The sequence below is a fragment of the Caballeronia zhejiangensis genome (assembly GCF_000698575.1).
In the GTDB taxonomy this organism is placed as follows: Bacteria; Pseudomonadota; Gammaproteobacteria; order Burkholderiales; family Burkholderiaceae; genus Caballeronia; species Caballeronia zhejiangensis.
In genome coordinates, this window is record NZ_JFHD01000019.1 from 118,016 (window position 1) to 133,071 (window position 15,056).

12 protein-coding genes and 2 pseudogenes are annotated in these 15,056 nt (G+C 64.4%); 10 read left to right on the forward strand and 4 right to left on the reverse strand.

The window, feature by feature from the left end:
* The first annotated feature begins 35 nt into the window (after positions 1–35).
* From BG60_RS22665 to pdeM, 4 genes are read left to right on the forward strand one after another with little or no spacing between them, the layout of a single operon-like run.
* On the forward strand, positions 36–1,064 hold the full coding sequence (locus BG60_RS22665) for a ligase-associated DNA damage response exonuclease (RefSeq protein WP_034473003.1): 1,029 nt from the start codon (positions 36–38) through the stop codon (positions 1,062–1,064).
* Positions 1,061–2,716: an ATP-dependent DNA ligase gene (locus BG60_RS22670; protein WP_034472974.1), complete on the forward strand. Its 1,656-nt coding sequence runs from the start codon at positions 1,061–1,063 to the stop codon at positions 2,714–2,716. Before BG60_RS22665 ends, BG60_RS22670 begins: the two co-directional genes overlap by 4 nt.
* Positions 2,713–5,310, forward strand: a complete 2,598-nt coding sequence (locus BG60_RS22675) for a ligase-associated DNA damage response DEXH box helicase (RefSeq protein WP_034472976.1) — start codon at positions 2,713–2,715, stop codon at positions 5,308–5,310. The genes BG60_RS22670 and BG60_RS22675 overlap by 4 nt, the downstream gene beginning before the upstream one ends.
* Positions 5,311–5,994 (forward strand): ligase-associated DNA damage response endonuclease PdeM, encoded by a 684-nt coding sequence (pdeM, locus tag BG60_RS22680; protein WP_008351232.1) that lies wholly within the window; start codon positions 5,311–5,313, stop codon positions 5,992–5,994. It begins immediately after the preceding gene.
* On the opposite strand, the gene BG60_RS40190 is transcribed toward pdeM, so the two are convergent.
* Positions 5,957–6,400 carry a hypothetical protein gene (locus BG60_RS40190; protein WP_008351236.1) on the reverse strand — a complete coding sequence of 148 codons (444 nt, stop codon included), beginning with the start codon at positions 6,398–6,400 and terminating at the stop codon, positions 5,957–5,959. The two genes, pdeM and BG60_RS40190, sit on opposite strands and share 38 nt — an antisense overlap.
* A gap of 325 nt (positions 6,401–6,725) precedes the next feature.
* Here BG60_RS40190 and BG60_RS22690 point away from each other — a divergent pair, with 325 nt between their 5' ends.
* The 3 genes and pseudogenes from BG60_RS22690 (at position 6,726) to BG60_RS22700 (ending at position 9,485) form a co-directional block, all read left to right on the forward strand.
* A complete protein-coding gene (locus tag BG60_RS22690) occupies positions 6,726–7,898 on the forward strand; it encodes an MFS transporter (protein WP_034472978.1) in 1,173 nt (390 codons plus the stop codon).
* A gap of 22 nt (positions 7,899–7,920) precedes the next feature.
* Positions 7,921–9,061: pseudogene (locus BG60_RS22695) on the forward strand (MFS transporter).
* 82 nt (positions 9,062–9,143) lie between these two features.
* The gene (locus BG60_RS22700; RefSeq protein WP_008351239.1) at positions 9,144–9,485 is read left to right on the forward strand and encodes a zinc ribbon domain-containing protein YjdM; all 342 of its coding nucleotides are present in this window, start codon (positions 9,144–9,146) and stop codon (positions 9,483–9,485) included.
* A 24-nt stretch (positions 9,486–9,509) separates the two neighbouring features.
* On the opposite strand, the pseudogene BG60_RS38800 reads toward BG60_RS22700, so the two are convergent.
* Positions 9,510–9,647, reverse strand: a pseudogene (locus BG60_RS38800) (fumarylacetoacetase); the annotation flags it as partial.
* Between the two features lie 211 nt (positions 9,648–9,858).
* On the opposite strand from BG60_RS38800, the gene BG60_RS37105 reads away from it, so the two are divergent.
* Positions 9,859–10,356, forward strand: a complete 498-nt coding sequence (locus BG60_RS37105; protein ID WP_075583545.1) for a lysozyme — start codon at positions 9,859–9,861, stop codon at positions 10,354–10,356.
* Complete coding sequence (locus tag BG60_RS22710) at positions 10,353–10,778, forward strand: lysozyme inhibitor LprI family protein (protein ID WP_034472982.1); 426 nt, start codon at positions 10,353–10,355, stop codon at positions 10,776–10,778. Before BG60_RS37105 ends, BG60_RS22710 begins: the two co-directional genes overlap by 4 nt.
* Positions 10,779–10,898: 120 nt before the next feature.
* On the opposite strand, the gene fahA is transcribed toward BG60_RS22710, so the two are convergent.
* Positions 10,899–12,185, reverse strand: coding sequence for a fumarylacetoacetase (fahA, locus tag BG60_RS22715; RefSeq protein WP_034472984.1), 1,287 nt, complete (start codon positions 12,183–12,185; stop codon positions 10,899–10,901).
* A complete protein-coding gene (hmgA, locus tag BG60_RS22720) occupies positions 12,182–13,519 on the reverse strand; it encodes a homogentisate 1,2-dioxygenase (protein ID WP_034472986.1) in 1,338 nt (445 codons plus the stop codon). Before hmgA ends, fahA begins: the two co-directional genes overlap by 4 nt.
* Before the next feature lie 252 nt (positions 13,520–13,771).
* Here hmgA and BG60_RS22725 point away from each other — a divergent pair, with 252 nt between their 5' ends.
* On the forward strand, positions 13,772–14,596 hold the full coding sequence (locus tag BG60_RS22725; RefSeq protein WP_008351242.1) for an EAL domain-containing protein: 825 nt from the start codon (positions 13,772–13,774) through the stop codon (positions 14,594–14,596).
* Positions 14,597–15,056: the final 460 nt, after the last annotated feature.

The window sequence follows — 15,056 nt, forward strand, 5'->3', positions numbered from 1 at the left end:
ATGTGACTTTCATTCACGGCACCGATCAACGACTCGTGGACACTTCTTCCGATCTCATCGTCGCGCGGCCCGAGGGTCTTTTCTGTGTGCCGGGCAACTTCCATATCGACCCGTGGCGGCCTGTCGAACGTGCCGTCATCACGCACGCGCATGCCGATCACGCGCGCTTCGGGCACACGCATTACCTGGCGGCCGAGCCGGGCGTCGGCGTGTTGCTGTCGCGGCTGCCGGGCATCGATGTTCAAGCGCTCGCTTACGGAGAAGCAATCGTCGTGAACGGTGTGCGCGTGTCGCTGCATCCTGCCGGGCACGTGCTCGGATCGGCGCAGGTGCGCGTTGAACACAAGGGCCGCGTGTGGGTCGCGTCCGGCGATTACAAGGTCGAGCCCGATCCGACCTGCGCGCCGTTCGAGCCGGTGCGCTGCGATACGTTCATCACCGAATCGACGTTCGGGCTGCCGATCTATCGATGGGACAGCTCGCGCGATGTCTTCGACGGCATCGACTCATGGTGGCGGCATAACGCGGCGCAAGGCCGCGCGTCGGTGCTGTTCTGCTATTCGTTCGGCAAGGCGCAGCGCGTGCTCGCGGGCGTCGATGCCGCCATCGGTCCGATCTTCTGTCACGGCGCGGTCGAGCCGCTCAATCGCGCGTATCGCGAATCGGGCGTCGCGTTGCCGCCGACGCGCCTCGTCAGCGAGATCGCCGCGAAAGACAAGGCCGCGTTCAAGGGCGCGCTGATCGTCGCGCCGCCGTCCGCGCAAGGCAGCACCTGGATGCGCCGCTTCGGCGAATACAGCGATGCCTTCGCGTCCGGCTGGATGCGTCTGCGCGGCACGCGGCGCCGCAAGGGCGTCGATCGCGGCTTCGTGCTCTCGGATCACGCGGACTGGCCCGGCCTGCAGCTCGCCATCGGTGCGAGCGGCGCCGAGCGCGTCATCGTCACGCACGGACAGATCGAGCCGATGGTGCGCTGGCTCAACGAGCAAGGCCTCGATGCGGGCGCGTTCACGACCGAATACGGCGACGACGCCATCGAAGCCGATATGGCGCAAACATCATGAAGCGCTTCGCGACGCTCTACGCCGCGCTCGACGCGACGACATCGACGAACGAAAAGCTCGAAGCGCTGATCGCGTATTTCTCGGGCGCGCAAGCCGAAGACGCCGCGTGGGCGTCGTACTTTCTCGCAGGCGGCAAGCCGCGCCAGTCGGTGCCGACGCGCCTGCTCACCGAGTTCGCCCGCGAACGCGCGGGCTTGCCGGAGTGGCTCTTCGAAGAGTCGTATCAGGCGGTCGGCGATCTCGCTGAAACCATCGCGCACGTTTTGCCGCCGGCGTCGGGAGAATCGTCGCTCGGACTCGCGCAATGGATCGAGGAACGCATCCTCACGCTGCGCGGCGCGGATCCGTCCGAATTGCGCGAGCGGCTTCTGAGTTACTGGGACGAACTCAACTGGAGCGAGCGTTTCCTGCTGACGAAGCTGATCGGCGGCGGCTTTCGCGTCGGCGTCGCGCGGCAGCTCGTCGTGCGCGCGCTCGCGCAGGTCGCGGGCGTCGATCATAAGCGCATCGCGCAACGCATGGTCGGCTGGACCGATTCGCGCGAGAAACCGAGCGCCGCGCGCTATCTTCGGCTGATCGCACCGGCAGCAGAAGGCGATGACGTCGACACGCCGCACGAAAGCGATATCGGCCTGCCGTATCCGTTCTTTCTCGCGCATCCGCTGCAGGCCGATCCGGCGACGCTCGGCTCGCCCGACGACTGGATCGTCGAATGGAAATGGGACGGCATACGCGCGCAGCTCGTGAAGCGCGCGGGCCGCGTATGGATCTGGTCGCGCGGCGAGGATCTCGTCACGGAGCGCTTTCCGGAGCTCGCGTCGCTCGGCGAAGCGTTGCCCGACGGCACCGTGATCGACGGCGAAATCCTCGCGTGGGAACCGGGCGCGGACGCGCCCTTGCCCTTCGCGCGACTGCAGCCGCGCATCACGCGCAAGTCGCTCACGAAGAAAGTGCTGGCCGATTCCCCCGCCGCGCTGCTTGCCTACGATCTGCTCGAGATCGATGGCCGCGATCTGCGCATGGAGCCGCTGCACGCGCGGCGCGCGCAACTCGACGCGCTCGCGTCGTCGCTTGCGGTGAATGTCCTGCGCGTGTCGCCGGTCGTGACGGCATCCGACTGGACTGCACTGGCGAAATTGCGCGACGAAAGCCGTGCGCGCGGCGTCGAAGGATTCATGCTGAAGGAACGCGCGTCGATGTACGGCGTCGGGCGCACGAAGGCGTCGGGAACGTGGTGGAAGTGGAAGATCGATCCGTATGCGATCGACGCCGTGCTGCTCTATGCGCAGCGCGGTCACGGCCGGCGCGCGAGCCTGTACACGGATTTCACCTTCGCCGTCTGGGACGAAGCCGACGGCATGCGCACGCTCGTGCCCTTCGCAAAAGCGTATTCAGGACTGACCGACGAAGAAATGCGCCAGGTCGATGCGATCGTGCGCAAGACGACCATCGAGAAATTCGGGCCGGTGAGAAGCGTCACGCCGACGCTCGTCTTCGAGATCGGCTTCGAAGGCATACAGGCGAGCCCGCGTCACAAATCGGGCATCGCCGTGCGCTTTCCGCGCATGCTGCGCTGGCGCACCGATAAAAAAATCGAAGACGCCGATACGCTCGACATCCTCAAGGGCTTTCTGAACGAGGCCACGGCATGAGCGAGTCCGAATCGGCCGGCGAGCGCAGGCACCGCGCGCCGCGACCTCGACGCGTGCCGCGCACGCGTGCGGCGCAGGCAAAACTCGATGCCGCCGCCGAATCCTTCACGCCCGCGCCTTTCGCGTACGACGCGAACGAAGCTGCAAAGCCAATCGACGAACGCATCGCGCGCTGGTTCGACGAGCGCGGCTGGCAGCCGTTCGAATTTCAGCGCGAAGCGTGGCGTGAGATCGAGCGTGGCGCGAGCGGCCTGCTTCACGCGACGACGGGCGCGGGCAAAACGTGGGCCGTGTGGCTCGGGGCGCTCGCGGCTTTCGCGCGGTCATCGAAAGCCGATAAAAATCCCGCGCCGCTCACCGTCCTCTGGATCACGCCAATGCGCGCGCTCGCCGCCGACAGCGCCCGCGCGCTGCAAAGCGCCGTCACTGCGCTGAACGTGCCGTGGACGGTCGGGCTGCGCACCGGCGACACGTCATCGACGGAACGCGCGCGTCAGAGTCGCCGGATGCCGTCCGCGCTCGTCACGACGCCCGAAAGCCTCACGCTGATGCTCACGCGCGCCAACGCGCAAGAAGAACTGAAGCATCTGCGCATGATCGTCGTCGATGAATGGCACGAACTGCTCGGCAACAAGCGCGGCACGCAGACGCAACTGGCGATCGCGCGGCTCGCGCGCTGGCGTCCCGATCTGCAGATCTGGGGCTTGTCCGCGACGCTCGGCAATCTCGCGCTCGCGCACGATGCGTTGCTGCATCCGGTGAAGACGCCGCGCGTCGTGGTGCGTGGCGCGCAGCCGAAAACGCTCGTCGTCGATACGCTGATTCCCGAAACCATCGAGCGCTTCCCGTGGGGCGGCCATCTCGGCGTGCGGCAAGTCGGTCCCGTCGCCGACGAAATCGAGCGCGCGCAAAGCTCGCTCGTCTTCACCAACACGCGTTCCCAATCGGAAATCTGGTATCGCGCGCTGCTCGAATTGCGGCCCGACTGGGCCGGCTTGCTCGCGCTGCATCACGGATCGCTCGACAAGGCAGTGCGCGACTGGGTCGAACTAGGCTTGAAGAACGGGCAACTGAAGGCGGTCGTGTGCACGTCGAGTCTCGATCTGGGCGTCGATTTTCTGCCGGTCGATCGCGTGTTTCAGATCGGCTCGCCCAAAGGCGTCGCGCGTCTGATGCAGCGCGCGGGACGCTCGGGGCATGCGCCGGGGCGCGTATCGCGCGTGACGATCGTGCCGACGCATGCGCTCGAACTCGTCGAAGCGGCCGCGGCGCGCTGGGCGATCGAAGAGCGGCGCATCGAAGGACGCGACATGCCGTTGAAGCCGCTCGACGTGCTCGTCCAGCATCTCGTGACGGTGGCGATCGGCGGCGGCTTCACGCCCGCCGACATGCTCGACGAAGTGAAGAGCGCGTATGCGTATCGCGATCTGACGCAGCGGGAATTCGACTGGGCGCTCGCTTTCGTCGAGCGCGGCGGCGCATCGCTCGCGGCGTATCCGGACTTTCATCGCGTAGTGAAGGACGATGACGGCGTGTATCGCGTGCCGCGCGAAGACCTCGTGCGCAGGCATCGCAACAACGTCGGGACGATAGTTGCAAACGCAACCATCAACGTCGCCTATATGACGGGCGGGCGCATCGGCGCGATGGAGGAGTCGTTCATCTCGCGCTTGAAGCCCGGCGATGTCTTCACCTTCGGCGGACGCGCGCTCGAACTCGTGCGCGTGCGCGACATGACCGCGTATGTGAAACGCGCGACTTCATCGCGCGGGGCGATGCCGCAATGGGCGGGCAGCAAGATGCCGCTGTCGTCCGAACTGGCCGATGCCGCACTCGTGATGCTCGCGCGCGCCAACGACGGCATCTACGACGAGCCGGAAATGCGCGCCGTCAAACCGCTGCTCGATTTGCAGGCGAAGTGGTCCGCGCTGCCGGGGCCGGGCGTGCTCGTCGTCGAACGCGTGCGCTCGCGCGAAGGTCATCACTTCTTTTGCTATCCGTTTGCGGGGCGCATGGCGCATATTGGCCTGGGATCGCTGATCGGATGGCGCGTCGCACGCGATCAGCCGAGCACGTTTTCGATTTCGATGAACGATTACGGCTTCGAACTGCTGTCGGCAAAACCGTTCGACTGGGAGACGCTCATCGCGGAAGGGCTTTTTTCCCCGGAGAATCTGGAGCACGACATTCTCGCGAGCCTCAACGCATCCGAATTGTCGGCGCGGCGTTTTCGCGAAATCGCGCGCGTGTCGGGGCTGATTTATCAGGGGCATCCGGGACAGCAGAAAAGCGCGAGGCAATTGCAGGCGTCGAGCGGATTGTTCTACGAAGTCTTTCGCAAGCACGACAGCAGCAATCTGCTGCTTGCGCAGGCCGATCAGGAAGTGATGCTGCAGGAACTCGAACTCGGCCGCATCCGCGCGGCGCTCGAACGCATGAGCGCGAGCCGCCTCGCGCTGCATGCGCCGAAGAAGCCCACGCCGTTCGCGTTTCCGCTGATCGTCGCGCGCTTGCGGGAAAAGGTGAGCACGGAGAAGCTCTCGGATCGCGTCGAGCGCATGCTCGCGGACCTGGAGAAGGCGGCGAAGACATAAATGGAAGCTTTGACCATCGATGTGAATGGCCATGCGCTCGTCCTATCCGCCGATCGCGCGGCGTTCGATCCGCACGCCCGAAGCCTTTTCATCGCCGATGCGCACTTCGGCAAGGACGCCGTGTTCCGCGCGCGCGGCATTCCGGTGCCCGTCGGCACGACCGGCGAGAGCCTCGCGCGGCTCGATGCGCTCGTCGCGGCGCATCGGCCGGAATCGATCGTCTTTCTCGGCGACTTGCTGCACGCGCGCGAATCCCACGCCGACGAGACGCTCGACGCCCTCGCCGCGTGGCGCGCGAAGCATCGCGAACTCGCGCTCGTGCTCGTCGAAGGCAATCACGACAGGCACGCGGGCGCGCTGCCCGCGCTGTTCGGCGTCGATGTCGTGAAGGAACCGCACGCGCTCGGACCGTGGGCGCTTTGCCATCATCCGCAGACGGTCGATGGCGCTTACGCGCTCGCGGGACACGAGCATCCGGTGTACCGGCTCGCGACGCGCGTCGACAGCGCGCGTCTGCCGTGCTTTCGCTTCGGCCCTCGCGCGGGCGTGCTGCCGGCGTTCGGCGCGTTCACGGGCGGCTTCGAAGTCAACGGCGGCGTGCGCGGCGAAGCGCTCTACGTGATCGCGGGCGAGCGCGTGTTCCCGCTCAGTGATAGACGTTCGTCGACGATTGCAGCTTCGTGAGCTTGCCGCGCTGCAAGCGGTACCAGCCGAGATTCGACTGCATCACCACCTCCTCGCCTTGCCAGAACACGCGCTTGACCGTCATGCGCTGGCCGGCGCGCTGCACGAGTGGCGGATGGCGGCGGAAATCGTAGAGGATCGGGCCCGAACCGGTCTGCACGAGCATGCGCGTGACGGTGTCGCTCGTGCCGGAAGTTTCATCGAAATGGACGACGCGCTTCGCGTCGAAGCGATCGAATACCTCTTTGTCGATGACCGCGGCCATGCCGGATTCATCGCGGAGAAAGTGCAGCGTTCCCGCCTGCGTTGCGATGGGCCCGGCGGCGTCGCTCTGGGCGAACGCAAGCGTAGCGATGAACAGCGTGCCGGCGGCTGCCGCGTGAATACAGAATTTTGTCAGTGACATCTTTCGTTCAAAAAGTTGCTGCGTTTTACCAACACTGCGACCAACACTGCGCGGCGCCCCCGACGCGCAAGGAATGCGAGGCCGCGAGCGTGTTACCGGAAACATCTGACGCATGGCGGCGCAGCGTTTGCAAGAGTCGTGCGCCGCTGCCGCGTCAGAAAGAATATCCGTTCGGGCCGGAGCATGGATCGGCCGATCGGAATAAGGGTTTATACCAGCGTCGAAAATGACGTTTCGGTACAATTCGAGCCTTCAACTCCGCCTCGGCGCCTGCATCGCTCAATCCGACGATGCGCCCAGACGTGACATCTCCTTCTCTTCCGCCATGCCTCTGCCTCTTTTCGCTCTCGCCATTGCCGCGTTCGGCATCGGCACGACGGAATTCGTCATCATGGGCCTGTTGCCCAACGTCGCGCGCGATCTCGCGGTGACGATTCCGGCGGCGGGCATGCTCGTGTCCGGCTATGCGCTCGGCGTGACGGTCGGCGCGCCGATTCTCGCCGTCGTCACCGCGAAGATGCCGCGCAAGAAGGCGCTGATGAGCCTGATCGGCGTGTTCATCGTCGGCAATCTGCTGTGCGCGCTCGCGCCGAACTACTGGGTGCTCATGGGCGCGCGCATCGTCACCGCGTTCTGTCACGGCGCGTTCTTCGGCATCGGCTCGGTGGTCGCGGCCGATCTCGTCGCGCCGAACCGCCGCGCGCAGGCCATCGCGCTGATGTTCACCGGCCTCACGCTCGCCAACGTGCTCGGCGTGCCGCTCGGCACCGCGCTCGGCCAAGCGGCCGGCTGGCGCTCGACGTTCTGGGTCGTCACGCTGATCGGCGTCGCGGCGGCGGGCGCGCTGCATGTGTGCCTGCCGAAGCACATCGCGATGCCGGAAACCAGCATCCTGCGCGAATTCGACGTGCTCAAGAACCCGCAAGTGCTGATGGTGCTCGGCATCAGCGTGCTCGCGTCGGCCAGTCTTTTCTCGGTGTTCACGTATATCACGCCGATTCTCGAAGACGTGACGGGCCTTTCGCCGCACGCGGTCACGTATGTGCTGCTGCTGTTCGGTCTCGGCCTGACGGTCGGCAGCACGCTCGGCGGCAAGCTCGCGGACTGGAAGCTGCTGCGTTCGCTGCTGTCCTTCCTGCTCGCGATCGTCGCCGTTCTGACGATCTTCGCCGGCACGATGCATCAGCCGGTCGCCGCGATGATCACGATCTTCTTCTGGGGCGTGCTCGCCTTCGCGATCGTGCCGCCGCTGCAAATGCTGATCGTGAACCGCGCGAGCGATGCGCCGAATCTCGCATCGACGTTGAACCAGGGCGCGTTCAATCTCGGCAACGCGACGGGCGCGTGGCTCGGCGGCTGCGTGATCGGCGCGGGCGCACCGCTCACGTCGCTGCCGTCGGTCGGCGTACTGATGGCGGTGAGCGCGTTCGGCCTGACGCTGCTCTCGGCGACGCTCGACAAGCGCGCGCGCCGTCTTTCGATCGGACAACCCGCCTGAGTTCCTTCGGGCGGTACGTTGCATGAAAGGCATTCTCTCGCGCGATTTTCTCGCGCTGATTCTGAGCGTCGCGGTTGTCGGCCTTGGGGCTCGGCGCGACGCTGCCGCTGACGTCGCTCGCGCTGACGCAATCGGGTTATGGCACGGACATCGTCGGCTCGATGACGGCGACGCAGGCGCTCGGCGGGCTCATGGTTGCGCCGGTGGCGAGCCGCTTCGCGGGGCATTTCGGGGCGCGCGAGACGATCGTCGGCACGGTGATCGTCGCGGCGTTCTCGACTATCGCGATGCAGTTCACCGTGAACCTGTGGCTGTGGGCCGTGCTGCGTTTTCTGTGCGGCGCGGCGCTGATGCTGCTTTTCACGATCGGCGAAGCATGGGTCACGCAACTCGCCGACGACTCCACGCGCGGCCGCGTCGTCGCGATCTACGCGACCAACTTCACGCTCTTCCAGATGACGGGCCCGGTGCTCGTCAGCGTGATCGGCGGCTTGCCGTCGATGCGCTTTGCCATCTGCGGGGCGATCTTTCTGCTGGCGTTGCCCGCGCTCGCATCGATACGCGGCGCGCCGCACGCGCTGGCATCGGAAGAAGGCGAGCACGGCGACTGGCGCAGCGTGTTGCCACGCATGCCCGCGCTCGTGATCGGCACGGGCTTTTTCGCGCTCTTCGACACGCTCGCGCTCTCGCTGATGCCGCTTTTCGCGATGTCGCACGGCGTCGGCGAGGATATCGGCGTGCTGTTCGCATCGGCGATCCTGCTCGGCGATACGACGATGCAGTTCCCGATCGGCTGGCTCGCCGACCGCATCGGGCGCGCGAAGGTGCATGCGGGCGCGGGCGTGGTCGTCGCGCTGCTGCTGCCGCTTTTGCCTTGGGCGATCGCGTATCCGTGGATCTGCTGGCCGCTGCTCTTCGTGACCGGCGCGGCGGCGGGCAGCGTGTACACGCTGTCGCTCGTCGCGTGCGGCGAACGCTTTCGCGGACCGTCGCTGGTCTCGGCGACGGCGATTGTCGGGGCTTCGTGGAGCGTCGCGAGTTTCGGCGGACCGATCGTCGCGGGCACGCTGATGCAGCGCGTCGGCGCCGATGCGCTCATCGGCGTGCTGACGGCGGCCGCGTGCGCGTTTCTCGCTGCGGCGTGGTGGGAGCGGCGCGGTTAGGAGTTCGAGCGTGTCGTTCGGCGCGAGGTCGGCGGTATACTTTTCCGGCCTTCAATTCCGCTACGAGGCATCAAGGAAACGTATGAGCGCTTTACCTCCCTGTCCGCAATGCCAGTCGGCATTCACCTATGAAGATGCGGGCATGTACATCTGTCCCGAATGCGCGCACGAATGGTCCGCGCAGACAGATACCGCATCGGAGCCCGCCGCGAAGGTCTATCGCGATTCCGCGGGCAACGTTCTTCACGATGGCGACACCGTCACCGTCATCAAGGATCTGAAGCTCAAGGGCGGCGGTGGCGTCGTCAAGATGGGCACCAAGGTCAAGAACATCCGGCTCGTCGACGCCGATCACGACATCGACTGCAAAATCGAGGGCTTCGGCGCGATGAGCCTCAAGACCGAGTTCGTCAGGAAAGCCTGACCCGCAACGACCGGCCGCGGTGTTTCACCCGCGCGCCGGCAATATCTGTCCCGCGCATTCGCCGAAGCCCACGCGATATCCCTCGCCCTGGCACCATCCGCGCAGGGTGATTTCATCGCCGTCCTGTAGAAACGCGCGCTCGCCGCCCTCTTCCAGCTTCACGGCAATAGATTGCGTTATTCGACTGAAAGCGAGCGACCATTCAAGCAACCCGAAGAAGCCGCGTCGCAGAATTCAACGAAGATTTACGGATCGCCTCGCCCTTCATTCGACGCAATTCGTTACCTTCTTTTTTTGACGACTTGAGCCGCTTGTCGCACGAAGCGGATCGACTGACGCGACGGACCACGAACAGCGCTACGAGAGGGCGGCGATGGCAAACGAAAATATGCAGCTGAGCGAGGCAGGCCGGGCCGAGCTGCGGACGCGGGAACACGCGGTCATGGCCTATTACAACGATCAAGCGAACAACTGCACCTTCGGCGTGGGCACGCTCGCACACACAGGGCTATGCACGGCCGAAGAACTGCGCCGCCCGGTTACGCCAGCTCAGGTCAATGCGCAGCTGGCTACGGGAGTCGGCCGAGCAGAAGCCCAGGTACGTAGAACCGTCACACAGCGAGAATTGACGCAGGCGCAATTCGATGAGCTTGTGAGCTACACCTACAATGTCGGCAATGCCGGTGCATTCGACGCACTGCGCTCGGCGAACCAGAACGATGATGCGGGCGTCGTGTCGCACATGAATCATCGCGTCTATATCCATCCGCGCGACGCTCGTGGGCGTCGACTTTCCGCAGTGCGGTCGAATGGTCTCGTAAACCGGCGTCGGCTGGAGACCGCCCCGTTCCAGCGACGGAGCGCACCGTGAGAAAACATTGCTTCTGGTTACTCTTGATGATGTCGGCCGCCGCGCGTGCCGATCAGACGCCGGCCGACGAGATCGCGGCCCGCAGCGGTCTGCCGGCCAGTGAAGTCGGCGCACTGCTAAACAATTGCGATTCAAGTCAGACCAGCATGAATTTCTGCGCGTGGCGCGACCAGATCGTCGCCGAGCGCGACCTGCAGCAGGTCGTGGAGAAGCAGATCGGCGAACATCCTGAGCGCAAGGCCGCACTCGAAGCGAAAATCGCGAATTGGAGAAAGGCCCGCGATGAATCGTGCGAAAAGTCAGCGCGCAGGGAATGGGGCAACGGGTCGATGCGGCCAGCGGCGCTTGCGATCTGCGCGACCGCGGCGACGAAGAAGATGACGAAGAAGCTATCCGCAAGCACGGGCGGTGCACCCTCTTAAGTGCGGCACGCGTTGCCGATTCATAGCCGAGTGCTCGAGCAACTCACACTCACGCTGCTCGATGTAATCCGTGTATTGCGTGAAGCGGCCCAATCGGGCCGCTCCGTCCTTCGTAATCGATCACCCGCGCGCCGGCAAAATCTGTCCCGCGCATTCGCCGAAGCCCACGCGATATCCCTCGCCCTGGCACCATCCGCGCAGGGTGATTTCATCGCCGTCCTGTAGAAACGCGCGCTCGCCGCCCTCTTCCAGCTTCACGGGCCGCTGGCCGTTCCAGGTGCTTTCGAGCAGGCTGCCGCACGAATCCGGCGTCGGCCCGCTTATCGTGCCCGATCCCATCAGATCGCCGACGCGCGTATTGCATCCGCCAACCGTGTGATGCGCGAGCTGCTGCGCCATCGACCAGTACATCAGCTTGAAGTTGGTGCGTGAAATGGTCGTCGGCGTGTGCGCGCCTTCCGGACGCAGCGTGACTTCCAGTTCGATATCGAACGCGTGATCGCCTTCGTGACGCAGATACGCGAGCGGTTGCGGATCCTGCGCGGGCGTCGCGGTGCGAAACGGTTCGAGCGCATCGAGCGTGACGATCCACGGCGAGATCGTCGTCGCGAAGCCCTTCGAGTTGAACGGGCCGAGCGGCACGTACTCCCATTGCTGGATATCGCGCGCGCTCCAGTCGTTGAGCAGCACCATGCCGAAGATATGCGCCTCCGCGTCCTCACACGCGATCGGCTCGCCGAGCGCATTGCCGCGCCCGATGATGAAGCCCGCCTCCAGTTCGATATCGAGCTTGCGGCACGCGCTGAAGATCGGGCGCTCTTCGTTCGGCAGCTTGATCTGACCGTTCGGGCGGCGCACGGGCGTGCCGCTCACGACCACCGACGACGCGCGCCCGTTATAGCCGACCGGCAATTCCGACCAGTTCGGCAGAAGCGCGTTCTTCGGATCGCGGAACATCGAGCCGACGTTCGTCGCGTGCTCCTTCGACGAATAAAAATCCGTGTAGCCAGGAATCTCGACCGGCAGATGCATCGTCGCATCGGAGCGCGGCACGAGCGCGCGGCGGCGCAAGGCTTCGTCGTCGCGCAACGTCGCATTGCCGTGCGCGAGCAACGCGGACAGCGCGATACGAACGCCTCGCCACGTCTCGCGTCCGAGCGCGATGAAGTCGTTCAGGCGCGATGCGTGGAACGTGCCGCGCGCATCGATCAGACGCGCGTCTTCGAGCACGGCGAGATCGGCGATCCAGTCGCCTATCGCGACGCCCGCGCGCGGCTGCGCGTTCACCGCGTCGCTGAATATGCCGAACGGCAGGTTCTGAATCGGGAAGTCGCTCGCGGGATCGTTCGCGGATTGGATCCAGCTCTTCAAAGTGGGCGCGAGTGTGGCCTTCAGCGCGTCGTTCATCGTTGCTCCGGGTTGAAGTGTTTCGTGAGACCTTGCCAGCACTCGTAATAATTCGCCTGCAACTGCGCGGTTTCGAGCGCGAACTGAGTCGGCTTGATGAGCGTGCGCGTCTCGAACATGAAGGCCATCGTGGCGTCGACTTTCGCGGGCTTCGACGTATCGCTCTTCGATGCCTTCTCGAACGTTTCCGCATCCGGCCCGTGCCCCGACATGCAGTTGTGCAGGCTCGCGCCGCCGGGCACGAAGCCTTCGGCCTTCGCGTCGTAGACGCCGTGCACGAGTCCCATGAACTCGCTCGCGACATTGCGATGAAACCACGGCGGCCGGAACGTATCTTCCGCGGCGAGCCAGCGCGGCGGGAAGATCACGAAGTCGATGGAATCGACGCCCGGCGTGTCGCTCGGCGATTGAAGCACGAGAAAGATCGACGGATCCGGATGGTCGTAGCTGATCGAGCCGATGGTGTTGAAGTGGCGCAGATCGTACTTGTACGGCGCGTAATTGCCGTGCCACGCGACGACATCGAGCGGCGAATGACCGATGTCCGCGCGCCAAAGCACGCCGTTCATCTTCGTGACGAGTTCGAACCTGCCTTCGCGGTCTTCATACGCGGCGTTCGGCGTGAGGAAGTCGCGCGGATTCGCCAGCCCGTTCGAGCCGATCGGACCGAGATCGGGCAATTGCAGCAGCGCGCCGAAGTTTTCGCAGATGTAGCCGCGCGCTTCGCCATCGGGCAGCGTCACCGAAAAGCGCACGCCGCGCGGAATCACCGCGATTTCGTGCGGCTCGATATCGAGCTTGCCGAGTTCCGTGAAGATCGCGAGACGTCCCTGCTGCGGCACGATCAGCAATTCGCCGTCGGCGTTGTAGAAGAAGCGGTCCTGCATCGAGCGGTTCGCGGCGTAGAGATGGATCGCGCAACCGGACATCGATTCCGCGGCGCCGTTGCCGGCCATCGTCACCCAGCCGTCGATGAAATCGGTCGGCGCGGCGGGCATCGGCAGCGGATCCCAGCGCAACTGGTTCGGCGGCGTCGGCGGAACATCGGTGAAATTGGCCACGAGTTTCGCGCGCAGCATGTCGGCGGGAATGCGCGTGAACGGCTTGTGCACGGCCGCCGGACGTATCCGATAGAGCCACGAACGGCGATTGTGCGCGCGCGGCGCGGTGAACGCGGTGCCCGAAAGCTGCTCGGCGTACAGGCCGTAAGCGGCGCGTTGCGGCGAGTTGCGGCCGATCGGCAACGCGCCCGGCAGCGCCTCCGTGGCGAAGTCGTTGGCGAAACCCGATTGATAGTGCTGGTTCGCGTCCGTGTGCGTCTCGAACGTTGGCATGGTCGGAATCCTCGACGAAAAGTGCAACGGTTCAGGCGACGGCGCCGTGCGCGGCATGTCGTCGCTGCAATTTACGGATGGTAAAACCAATTACGATTAGTGAAATTCATCGTATACCCTTAATCGACGGGCCTCGCCGCGCATATCAATATGTGAATTTGGTGCTGGACGCGGCGTTGCGCGCTGATACCATCGACCATTCGAATGAAAATTGCCCGGTACGGCACGCCTCACGAACTCGACGCTCCATCCATGATCGCCCCGTCCCTGCCTGAACTCGTCGCCCGCGCCGCGGAACATCCGTTTCTTGGCGCGCATGTCGTGCTTGGCGAGAACGAGCACGCCGGTCAGGCGATCGCGCATTACCGCGATTTGTGCATTTCGAGCGCCTACGAGCCTATCTTCGATGTCGGCACGCACAGCTTTCCGCAGACTTTGAGCGCATCGCCGGAGAGCGCGGAGCGTTTCGGCGATGAACTCGGCGTGCAGGCGTTGACGCTCATTCAGGGCGATGCGCCGCGCGATCCGTTCGGACAACTGGAAGACGATCGCGAGCTGGTCGTGCTGGACCGGCTGTCGCGCGCGCTGCATGCGTTCAATTTCTTCGGGCCGCATCGGCCGGGGCTTTTGTTTCTGCGCGTGCATGAGCGGCTATTGAAGAGCGTGAAGTATGACCACGGACTGCACTTCTCTTCCGTGCTGATGGAGTTCGGGATGAACCCGTCGCGGGTGGTGATCGAATTGCCTGCGGCGGCGGTCGCGCACAAGACGTTTCTTGGGTATCTCACGAAGAGCTATCAGCATTACGGATTCAAGGTCGCGGGGAATCTGCCGAATGCCGGGCAGATCATGGCAGTGTCGGATATGGCGCGGCTCGATTTCATCAAGATGGATGCGGCGCAGGCTTTACGGGATTCGGTGGTGAAGCATCTCGTGGCGTATGCACATCGGTTGAGGATTCCGCTCATCTTTTCGAATGTCTGCGATGAGGCGCAGTTCAATGCGCTTCAGCAGTTCGATGTGCATTTCGTGCAAGGACCGGTGTTTGATGCGCATCCGAGTTTGCATGCGCGGTGACGTGTTTTTTTCGGGGTCTTGGTTGTCGTTGGATCCCGTATTCGTGTCGGTCTATTAGCACTGCCCCTGTGCGGGGCGGCACTCACTTTCTTTGCTGCTGCAAAGAAAGTAAGCAAAGAAAGCAGCTTCCGATACGCCCGCGGTCACACGCAATTTGGGTAGTCCTCTCGTCCATCGTGGGCTGCCTAAAGAGTGCCCTCAAACACCTAATCGGGCTTGGATCGCGCACGGTCCGTCTCATCGCACCACACGCCAAACGGGTTCAGCACCAAATAGCTCCGGCCCGCTTCGCGGCCGACCGGTCAATCGGGGAGGCACGCGCTTCGCTCCTAACATCTTTAGCACACTGCGCGCGCAAACCGATGGTTTCCCTTGCAGACCCAGCGGCAGCGCGTAGCGCTGTGCCGATGCTGTTTCGTGCTGAACCAGTGTCCTTGGAAAACTAGCTCGTCAGACCGTG

What these genes read in the sequence shown, in the direction of transcription:
- fahA (WP_034472984.1), bottom strand. Translation starts at nt 12,185, where the DNA reads ATGAACGACGCGCTGAAGGCCACACTCGCGCCCACTTTGAAGAGCTGG.
- BG60_RS22670 (WP_034472974.1), top strand. Translation starts at nt 1,061, where the DNA reads ATGAAGCGCTTCGCGACGCTCTACGCCGCGCTCGACGCGACGACATCG.
- pdeM (WP_008351232.1), top strand. Translation starts at nt 5,311, where the DNA reads ATGGAAGCTTTGACCATCGATGTGAATGGCCATGCGCTCGTCCTATCC.
- BG60_RS40190 (WP_008351236.1), bottom strand. Translation starts at nt 6,400, where the DNA reads ATGTCACTGACAAAATTCTGTATTCACGCGGCAGCCGCCGGCACGCTG.
- BG60_RS22675 (WP_034472976.1), top strand. Translation starts at nt 2,713, where the DNA reads ATGAGCGAGTCCGAATCGGCCGGCGAGCGCAGGCACCGCGCGCCGCGA.
- BG60_RS22690 (WP_034472978.1), top strand. Translation starts at nt 6,726, where the DNA reads ATGCCTCTGCCTCTTTTCGCTCTCGCCATTGCCGCGTTCGGCATCGGC.
- BG60_RS22700 (WP_008351239.1), top strand. Translation starts at nt 9,144, where the DNA reads ATGAGCGCTTTACCTCCCTGTCCGCAATGCCAGTCGGCATTCACCTAT.
- hmgA (WP_034472986.1), bottom strand. Translation starts at nt 13,519, where the DNA reads ATGCCAACGTTCGAGACGCACACGGACGCGAACCAGCACTATCAATCG.
- BG60_RS37105 (WP_075583545.1), top strand. Translation starts at nt 9,859, where the DNA reads ATGGCAAACGAAAATATGCAGCTGAGCGAGGCAGGCCGGGCCGAGCTG.
- BG60_RS22725 (WP_008351242.1), top strand. Translation starts at nt 13,772, where the DNA reads ATGATCGCCCCGTCCCTGCCTGAACTCGTCGCCCGCGCCGCGGAACAT.